Source organism: Cellulomonas endometrii (genome assembly GCF_949769265.1).
Lineage (GTDB): Bacteria > Actinomycetota > Actinomycetes > Actinomycetales > Cellulomonadaceae > Cellulomonas > Cellulomonas endometrii.
This window is the reverse complement of sequence record NZ_CATKPC010000035.1, coordinates 1-9795: the sequence shown is the minus strand read 5'-3', so window position 1 is coordinate 9795 and position 9795 is coordinate 1. Positions and strand designations below refer to the sequence as shown.

General features: G+C 78.2%; 4 protein-coding genes. 2 read left to right on the top strand and 2 right to left on the bottom strand.

The features are described 5' to 3' along the window. Positions 1-285: 285 nt before the first annotated feature. On the top strand, positions 286-462 hold the full coding sequence (locus tag QNH85_RS19775) for a hypothetical protein (protein ID WP_282949154.1): 177 nt from the start codon (positions 286-288) through the stop codon (positions 460-462). A 166-nt stretch (positions 463-628) separates the two neighbouring features. Here the strand turns inward: QNH85_RS19775 and QNH85_RS19770 are convergent, their stop codons facing one another. Together QNH85_RS19770 and QNH85_RS19765 are read right to left on the bottom strand one after the other, a co-directional pair. Further along, entirely contained in the window at positions 629-5335 is a 4707-nt protein-coding gene (locus tag QNH85_RS19770) for a hypothetical protein (RefSeq protein WP_346016357.1), read from the bottom strand. A 910-nt stretch (positions 5336-6245) separates the two neighbouring features. Then, positions 6246-8750 carry a helix-turn-helix transcriptional regulator gene (locus tag QNH85_RS19765; protein ID WP_282949152.1) on the bottom strand — a complete coding sequence of 835 codons (2505 nt, stop codon included), beginning with the start codon at positions 8748-8750 and terminating at the stop codon, positions 6246-6248. Positions 8751-8945: 195 nt separating this feature from the next. Between QNH85_RS19765 and QNH85_RS19760 the strand changes: the two genes are divergently transcribed. Then, the gene (locus QNH85_RS19760; RefSeq protein ID WP_282949150.1) at positions 8946-9545 is read left to right on the top strand and encodes an NADPH-dependent FMN reductase; all 600 of its coding nucleotides are present in this window, start codon (positions 8946-8948) and stop codon (positions 9543-9545) included. Positions 9546-9795 lie beyond the last annotated feature (250 nt).

Genomic DNA, 9795 nt, shown 5'->3' with positions numbered 1-9795 from the left:
GCGGCCCCCCCCGGGGGGGGGGGGGGGGGGGGGTGGGGGGGGGGGCGGGGGGGGGGGCGGGGGGCGGGGGGGGGCGGGCGGGGGGGCGGGGGGGGCGGGGGGGGGGGGGGCGGGGGGCGGGGGCGGGGGGGGGGCCGGGGGGGGGGGCGGGCGGGGGGCCGGGGCGGCGCCGGGCGGCGCGGGGGGGGGGGGCCGCGGGGGCGCCCCGCCGCACCCGCCCGTCGCCTGACGGGACCCCGGCGTCCGGCTGCTCGGCCGTCCTCCGCCGGTGGGAGGATGGGGGTCGTGAGCACTCTCTCCTCCGAGCCGCAGCCGGCGGGCACGGACCGCCCGCGTCCCCCGGTCGACGACGCGCCGTTGATCCCCGACCGCAGCGCGGACGACTCCGACACGGGCTGGGGCGACGAGCGCTCCGAGTCGAACGACGACCGCCTGCTCCGGGACGTCCCCCCGCACTGGTGACCCCCTGACCCGCACCGCGCGGCGCACTCGTGACCCCCTTGCCCCCCTGACCTGCCCCGGGTGGAACGTTCGGACCGACACGCCGTGCGCGTGTCCGTCGGAACGTTCCACCCCGCGGTGCGTCGAGGCGGCGCGGGAGCCCCGGCCGCGCGTCGAGGCGCGCGGGTCAGCGGCCGGCGGTGCCCGTCGCGCGCTGGACCGCCGCGCCGACCACCGAGTCCACCCGGGCCCCACGGCGCGCGATGCCGAGCTCCCGCCGGAGCGCCGCGGCCAGCTCGTCCGGGGTGCGCTCCACCCCGTCGGACACGAGCCACGCGACGAGGTCGTCGAGCTGGTCGTCCGAGTAGGCGCTGACCGGCAGGCCGGGCCGGACGTCCGGCCGGGGACCGCCGGGGACCGGGAGCGTCGGCTGCACCGCGCGCACCGCACCGGTCATGGGCGCCGCGGCCTCCATGACGCCGGGGATGTCCGCGGCGGTGGCCGGCGCGACCGGCGACGCCGCGACGGACGACGACGCGGCCGAGCCGTGTCCGGTCGGGGACGCGGGCGCGGCCGGGGCGCTCCAGGCGCTCCCGTCGCCCGCGGGGCCGCCGGTCGGGCCCGTGCCCTGCGCGGCGTCGGCGCCCGCGGGCACCGCCGGCACGACACCGGTCGCCGGGCGGCGCGGCTCGTCGGACCGTGCGCCGCCACCCACGGGCAGGCCCGCGTCAGGCAGCACGCCCATCCCCGTGAGCGTCGGCGCGGGGCCGGTGCCGTCGTCGTCGAGCAGCGGAGCCGCGGGGATGTGCAGCAGGCCGCGCTCCCGCTCGGCCCGCGCCTGCGCGACGCGGCGGTCGGCGACCGCGTGCAGCGCGCGGCGGATCCGGTCGACCTCCGCCTCCGGGTCGAGGAACGCGGCGGCGGACCAGACCCGCAGGACGCTCCAGCCGAGCCGCTCGAGCCGCTCGGCCACCTGACGGTCCCGCACGCGGACGCTCGGCTCGCCGAGGTAGGCGTCGTCGTCGGTGAGCACCGCGACCAGCAGCTCCCCGGGCAGGTCCGGGTGGCCGACCGCGAGCGGCAGGTGCAGGCCACCGGGCAGGCCGTGGTCGAGCTCGACCACCAGGCCGTGCCGCCACAGCCGCTCCGCGAGGTCGACGACGAGCCGGTCGGGCGCGCGCTCCTCGGCGGGGGCCTTGACCTCCTCGGCGACCGCCGGGGCCTTGACCTCCTCGGCGGCGGGGTCGGCGGCGCCGGCCGCGGCATCCGGCTCGGCCGCGGGGTCCGCCTCGGCCGGCGGCTCCGCGATCGCCAGGTCCGTCTCCCCCGCGGCGCGCCGCTCGGCGAACCGCAGCAGGTCGCCGAGCAGCCGGGGGCCGGGGCCGCGCAGCCGCTCGGGGTCGATGTCCGCGAAGGCGAAGCACGACACCACGTCCAGCCGGTGCCGCGTGACGCCGAGCGCGGCCAGGAGCAGCGCGTCGCCGCCGGGCCCGCTGATCGGCCCGAACCGGTGCAGGACCCGCCCGTGCGGGGTGCGGCCGAACCCGAGCGACAGGATCAGCGCGTCGCGGCGCAGGCCGGCCACGTTGGTGAGGTCGGTGACGACGAACGGCTCCGGCCGGGACCCGTCGAGGCACGCCGCCAGGGACGGCGAGTCACGGACCTGCGCGAGCACGGCCTCCCGCACCTGGGCGGTGTGCAGGGCGGAGGCGGTGACGACGGCCAGCGACTCCTCGGGGTGCGTCAGCGCGTGCTCGATGACGAGCTCCACGACGCGGTCCACGTCGGCGCGGGTGCTCTGCACGGCGCCCGAGGCGTCGGGCATCCCCGTGCCGTCGACGAGGTGGTGCCCGACGGTCGCGACGCTGGTGGGCAGCGGCGTCGGGGACAGCACGTCGCCGTAGCCGTGGGCCGCGAGGAACGCGGTGAGGTACGGGTCGCGGCGGGACGCGTCCGCGCGCAGGTGCACGGTCGGCAGCACGTCCGCGAGCTCGCGGACCGCGGTGCCGGACGCGCAGCGCCGGTCCCCGACGACGACGACCTGCCGGCCGCGGGCGAGGGCCGGCAGGGCGACCTCGACGGGCAGGTGGGCGGCGGCGTCGAGCACGACGAGGTCGACGGTGCGGGTGGCCGGCAGCACCTGCGGCACGAGCATGGGTGCGGCGGCCAGCACCGGACGCAGCCGGCGGGCGACGTCGGGGTACCGCTCGAACGTCTCGCGCAGGCCGGTGAGCCGGTCCTCGACGAGCTCGGCGAACAGCGCCTCGGACTGCTCGGTGTGCGCGGCCATGGCGTTGCGGACGTGCGCGGCGGCGCGGGCACGGACCGGCCCGGCGAGCGCGGCGGTGTGCGCGAGGTCGAGCTCCCGGTACTCGGCGGCGATCCGGCCCAGGGTGCGGCCGTCGTAGCCGGCGAGCGCGGGGTCGGCGGTGAGGATCTGCTCGAAGACGGTGCTCCACCAGGCGAGCTCGAGCTCGGCGGCGACCAGGCCGGCGGGGACGCGCCGGTCCGCGAGGTCGTCGAGCAGGTCCCCGATCCCGGTGGCGACGAGCGACCGCACCAGGCGGGTGCGCTCCGGGAGGTCCGTGAGGCTGTCGCGGGCGGTGACGAGCCGCGTCACGCGGTCGAGCACCTCCCCGACGGGCCGCGTCAGCAGGTCGGCGCCCTCGGGCGTGCCCGCGAGCACGGCGGCGAGCGCGTCGACGTCCGCCCGGACCTCGCGGTGCTCGGCCTCGATGTCGGCGAGCCCCTCGGGCAGCCGCGGCCAGCCGCCGGCGGGGCAGTGCGCCTGCCAGATCTCCCGCTGGCGCTGCACGTCCACCAGCGCCGCGTGCAGGTCGGCGACGGGGCGGCCGGGGCGGAGCAGGTCCTTGGCCTGCTTGCGCAGCCGGCGCCGCAGCCAGTACCCCATGGGGGTGCCGTGCTCGGTGCGCCAGGCCTTGCTCGCGGTCGCGGCGACCATGTCCGACGGGTTGCGCTCGAACACGAGCGGCTGGAACACGTCGAGGACCCCGCGGATGCCGCCGAGCACGTCGAGCTGCTCCGCCCAGGTCGCCAGGGTGGTCGCGGGCGTGAACCCGGTGACCTCCGCGACCTCGGCGATCCGCCGCTGGACGGCCGGCAGCCCGGTGTCCCCGGCGAGCCGCTCGGCCCGGCGGAGCGCGTCCGCGGCCTCGGCGTCGGTGACCAGCGCCGCGCCGTACCAGGGGGTGTCGACCGGCCGGAGCGTGAACGCGCCGGCGCCGGCGGCCTCGGTGAGCTCGGCCCCGACGGCGCGGCGGCGGTCGGCGTCGAGCGACCGGGCAACCTCGGCGGGCAGCCGGACCGTGGTGCGGGGCGCGGGGCGCTCGGCGGTGAGCCGGGCGAGCGCCTGGAACGCGTCGTACGCGGAGGCGCCCCACGGCGCACGGACCTGGTGCAGGCCGTCGACGTAGCCGCGCAGGCGCTCCCGGCGCTCGACCAGCGCCCGGCGCAGCTCCGCGGCGGCGGCCGGGTCGCCGGGGTCGGCGTCGAGGGTCATCGCGCCCATGAGGCGGCGCGAGGAGGCCGCGCGCCAGGCGGCGTCGGGCGCGACGTCGAGCAGGATCTCCCCGACGCCCAGCTTCTCGAGCCGCTCGCGCAGCGCGACCGCCGCACGGCGGTGCCCGGGCACGTACAGCACCGTGCGCCCGTCGGCGGCGGCGTCCGCCACCAGCGCCGCGAGGGTGCCGGTCACGTCGCTGTCGGCGGGGGCGTCGACGAACACGTGGTTCCCGCGGGCCACCACGTCCAGCACGTGCTGCTGCGCGGGGTCCAGGTCGCCGACGCCGCGCTCGAGCGCGGGGTCGCGGTCGCCGCGCACGGGCTCCGGGAGGGCGACGGTCAGCTGCTGCGCGGCCTCGGCCACGCCGGCCAGGGCCGCGACGACCTCGTGCCGCTCCAGCGCGGGGGCCAGCCGGTCCAGGTCGTCGACCAGCACCTGCCCGGGGTGCACGAACGTGCCGACGACGATGCGGTCCACGAGCTGGAAGTCGTCGAGGACCGCGGTGCCGAGCGAGGTCAGGCGGGTGATCGCGTCGCGCGGGTCGAAGCCCGAGCCGGTGAAGGCGCTGCGGGCGACCGCGCCGGGGTCGAGCAGCGCGCCGCGGGCCCGCAGCGCACGCGCGAGCACCGGGTTCACCTCGAGCGACGGCTCCAGCGTGAGCTCGTAGTCGCTCTCCGCTGTGCCGCGCGCGGTCAGCGACACGGGGCGCAGGAGGACCGGGGCGCGCACCTTGCGGGCGGTGGGCGCCGGCGCCTCGGTGTCCGCGGCGCCCTCCGCCGGCCGGGTCGCGGAGTCCATCGTCGCGGTCGCGATGGCCGCCACGTCGTCCGTGGCCACGTCGGGGGTGCTGTGCTCGGTCCACGACGCGACGCCGATGGCGAGGTAGGTCGGGGCGATGCCGTACTGCTGCGCGTACGTGGCCGCCCGCGCGGCGACCGCGCGGGACCGGCGGCGGGCGGTGCCGAGCGCCGCTCCCTCGCGCACGAGGTTCGACAGCCGCGTCTCGCGCCCCGCGAAGAGCTGCGCGATGCCGGACGGGTGCGCCGCGGACAGGTCGAGCGCGGCGTCGCCGAGCAGCTCGACGTCGGCGAGCGTGGAGCCGCCGGCGGCCTCGACCAGCGCGGCGCGCCAGGTGCTGGTGGCGCCGGCGACCAGCTCGGCGGCCGACGGCGGCTCGACGAGGACGGGGCCGGCGGGCTTGGCGGTGTCGGGCATGGGGATCTCGCCGTCGTGCGTCGTCTGCGCCGTCTCGCGCAGGGCGCGGGGGCCCTCGGTCCCCGTCGCGGGGGTGTCCGCGCGCGGAGTGGGGACGCCCGCCTCGTCGGAGGCGGTCGGCTGTCCGGGGACGGGGCGACGCGCAGGGACCTTCACCCGTCGAACGCTAACCTCCGCAGCGCTGCCGGGGCGTCGTGACGCGCCGCCGTGCGCGTGATCATGCGGAACTCGCGGGTCAGGAGCAGGGAGGGGAGCCGCCGCGCGGCCCGGGGCGTCGTCGCCCGCGGGGCCGGGGGGAAGGTGATCAACGGTGCGCACCGCGCAGGGGGCAGGCGATGCGCACCGTCGGGAATGAACTATGGCCCCGGGATGGTGCAGCGGTCAACAACCTGGCATGCGCTCGGGTGAACGCTCACACAGGCTGGTCACAGCCTCGGGGCATCGTCCCTGGTCGCGCACCGGGCTCCGTGACCGAGATCACCCGGGCCGGGAGACGCGCGGCGGGCGGGAGGGCTCCAGCGGGCGGGGAGGGGCTCCGGCGCCCGAGGGGCCCGCCGGGCGCCGGAGCGATCACGGGCGCCGGTGGAACCCGTCAGCCGCTGCGGGCTCCACCGACATCCCCTGTCTACGGCGTCCCCGACCACCCCTCGGTGCCCCCCGGTGCCGTTGAGTGGCGTCCGGCGCCCGGAGCTGCGTGGTGGGAGCGTTCCCCGCTGAGGGGTGGCGGCTCGAATTGAGGGGCGCATGCCGGAGCGTCGGTCCCGCTGCGTACCGTGCTGCAGCATGGACGCCCGCGTCGAGCCGTTCCCGACGGGTACAACTGGCGCCCGGCAGAGCGGTGGCTGAACGGGGCCGGCGCGTGCCGCACCCGCATCGACGGCCTCGACGTTCCGCCGTGCTGCACGTCCGCTCCCCGCACGCGGGCGCGACGCCGGCTGCTGCTGACCCACGGCGCGCCCGTGGGGCGAGCCCGCGCGGGGTGGCCACTTCCCCGCCTGGGAGCAGCCCGACCTGTACGTGCGCGAGCTGCGGTCGGCGTTCGCGGCGTTCCGCGGCTGATCCCGCGTCAGGGCCCCCGCCAGTCGGCGAGGTCCGCGCGGCTGCCGTAGCCCAACTTCCGCAGACCGCGGCTCATGTGGTTCTCCACCGTGCGGACGCTGAGGTTGAGGCGGTCCGCGATCTGCCGGTTCGTCAGCCCGTCGCGGGCGAGCGCCACGACCTCCCGCTCGCGGACGGAGAGGGGCTCGACGCGCTGGCTGCCGCCGGTCGCGGGGGACCCGTCCGCCTGCTGCTCGGTGACGCCGACCAGCTGCTCCGCGGCCCGGACCAGCCCGGGCGTGACGCCGGCGCGCACCGCGGGCAGGAGCTCCGCCACCGTGGTGACGTCCTCCTCCGCGACCGCCAGCAGCAGGCGGACGTACGGCTCCAGCAGCGGCAGGTGGACGCGCGACAGCACGTCCCGGACGAGCTGCGCGCGCACCGGCGTGAGGCTCGCCGGGCCGCCGATCCAGGCGATGAGCGCCGGCTGCAGCAGGCCCTCCTCGGCGTACCGCTGGCCGGCCTGCCAGGCGACGTTCCGGGAGGTCGTGCTGTCCCCGGCGGCGGACGCGGCGGCGATGCGCGCGACCACGCGCAGCGACCGGACCAGCGGCCGGTACGTCCTCGGGGTCTTGTCGAGCTCCCGGGTCAGCACCTGCGCCAGCGTCAGGTGGCCGGTGTGCGCCTGGAGCACCGCGCCGAGCGTCAGGCCGCGCCGGTAGAACGTCGTCTCGATCGGCCCCGCGGCACCGATCCGCAGCGCGGTGCTGATGACCCGCCACGCCGCACCGGCCTGGTCGGAGAAGTAGAGGATCTCCCCGAGGACGCACGCGTGGACGCGGATGCCCAGCGCGTCGACCTCGTCGTACGCGGTGTCGAGCATCCGCCGCTGCCACCGCTCCGCCTCGGGGAGCCGGCCGGCCATGAGCAGGGACAGGCCCTGGACGGCCGCGAGGTAGTGCCGGACCTCGGGCTCGGCGCCGGACACGTCGTTCGCCGCGCACACCCGCAGCGCCTGCTCCGGCCGGCCCGCCTCGAGCAGCACCGCGGCGCGGATGACCGCGGGCCACCCCCGGAACAACCGCACCGGCACGTCGGAGGGCGGCTCGTCGGCCACGTCGTCCGCGGACCGGCCCTCCGCCAGCTCGCGGGCCAGGCGCTCCTTGAGGTCACGCAGCTGCGTGAACGGCTGCAGGTCGGCGCCGCTCGCGGCGAGCCCGCTGTCGACCTCCGCCGGCGACGCCCCGTTCCACGCGGCCCACCGCGACCGGTAGTAGGCGAAGGTCAGCCGCTCCGCGTCCCCGTCCCGCTCGGTCGCATGCGTGCCCTCGAACACCGCCGCGAGCAGGTCCCGCGCGGGGCGCCGCATCAGCAGGGCCAGGTACGCGTTGGCGGTGCGCAGGGTCGGTGCGGTGAGCCACGCGGCGCGGCGCGCCGCCTCCTCCACGCTCGCCCGCTCGTGCACCAGCCCGGCGAGCTCCGCGGTCCAGCGCCAGTAGTCGTCGCCCTCCCCCGCGGTGTCCCCGAGCAGCACGGCGGTCAGGTCGTCGTGCGGGACGCGCACGGGGGTGAACGCGGGGCCGGCCTCGGCGCCGACCCGCTCGGCGAGCTGCCGCCGCCGGTACGGGGCGACGCGCTCGCGCAGCGCCCGGGCGAGCACCGGCGGCGCGACGCCGAGCATCTCCCCGGACCCGGCCAGGTCGTGGCTGACGACGCGGCCCCGGTCCTCGAGCTCGGCCAGGACGACGGGGTCGACCAGCCGGGCGCCGACGTCGGCGGGCACGGGGCCGATGGTGGACAGGAACTCCAGCGCCTCCACCAGCGCCTCCGGCAGCCCCGCCAGGAACAGGAACACCACCGGGTCGGCGGGGACCTCGCCCAGCGTGCCGTCCTCCACCCACAGCCCGTCGACCCGCTTCAGCGCCCCCGCCGCCCGCGCGGCGTCCACGAGCGCCACCACCGCGCGCGGGTTGCCGCCGGTCTGGGCGAGCACGGAGGACGTGAGGCCCGCGTCGGCCGGCGCGCCGAGCACGGAGGTGAGCAGGCTCGCGACGGCCCGGAACCCGAACGGCTGGACGCGGACCTCCGCGGGCGGGCGGTCGAGCAGCACGTCGCGCATGCCGTCGGTGGCCGCGCGCAGCGGGTCCACGGTCGTGGACGCGACCAGCACCGACGCCGTCCGGCCCAGCGCGCGCCGGACGACGTCGAGGCTGCGGGGGTCCACGCGGTCCACGTCGTCCAGCAGGAGCACGCCGCGCCGCCCGCCGAGCTCGTCGGCGAGCCAGTCCGTCAGCGTCTGCTCGTCGGGCACGCGCGCCGGTGCGGACGCGTGGTCCCGCAGCGCCGACAGCGGACCGCGCCCCGCCGCGCGCACCAGCACGCCGTTGAGGCCGCGGCGGGAGGCGTCAGCGAGCAGCGCCTGCAGCACCGTCGACTTGCCCGACCCGCGGTCGCCCCGCACCAGCACGTCCCGCCCGAGCGGCAGCCACCGCTGGACCGCCGCGACGGTCACCCCGAAACCCTCGGTCTCCACCGATCCTCCTGCGCCGCCCTGTGAAGCACTGCACTGTGACGTCCCGGGCACCACTCAGACACCCATCGCACCACCTACGCAGGACCACGGGAAGAGGCCGGGGACGGCGCAGCGCGCGGCTCGCGCCGGCCGGTGCCACGCTGGACGAGCCGCGCGGGGCCGGCCGGGCGCCGCCGTCCGTCACCGGGAGACGCCATGTCGTACACCATCGGCTACTTCGTCGGCAGCCTGTCCAGCACGTCGATCAACCGGACGCTCGCGCAGGCGCTGATCGCGCTGGCGCCCGAGGCGCTGGAGTTCCGGGAGATCCCCATCCGCGACCTGCCGCTGTACAGCCCGGACCACGACGCGGACTACCCGCCGGAGGCCCGGGCCCTCAAGGAGGCGGTCGAGTCCGCGGACGGCATCCTGTTCGTGTCGCCGGAGTACAACCGGTCGATCCCCGGGGCGCTGAAGAACGCGATCGACTGGGGGTCGCGCCCCTGGGGGACGAACTCGTTCGCCCGGAAGCCGACCGGCATCATCGGGGCGTCCATCGGGAAGATCGGCACGGCGGTGATGCAGTCCTCGATGCGCAGCGTGCTCAGCTTCCTGGACGCGCCGCAGCTGAACTCCCCCGAGGCGTACGTCCACTTCGACCCCGCCGTGTTCGGCCCGGGCGGCGCCGTGCACGACGAGGACACCGCGAAGTTCCTGGGCCACTACATGGACGAGTACTGCGCGTTCGTCCAGCGCGTGCTCGCCGCGAACGCCCCCGGGCACATCGGGGACCAGGACGCGCAGTCCTCGAAGTAGCGGGTCAGTCGCGCGGCCGCAGCCGCAGCTCGGGGATCGGCGGGGCCCGCCGCCGGGGGGGCGGGCGGCCCCCCCCCCCGCCCGCCCCGGGCCCCCCCCCCCCCGGCGGCGCAGCGGCGGCCGGCGGGCCCGGGCCTGCTCCTCGAGCCGCGGGCGCAGCCGGAGCTGCGCGACCGCCACCAGCACCCACACGACCAGCAGCGCCGCGCCGACCGCGTTGAGCAGGATGCCGAGCAGCGTGTCGGGCAGC

Bases quoted from the DNA above. Each gene is read 5' to 3' on its own strand.
- QNH85_RS19760 (WP_282949150.1), top strand. From the start codon at position 8,946: ATGTCGTACACCATCGGCTACTTCGTCGGCAGCCTGTCCAGCACGTCG.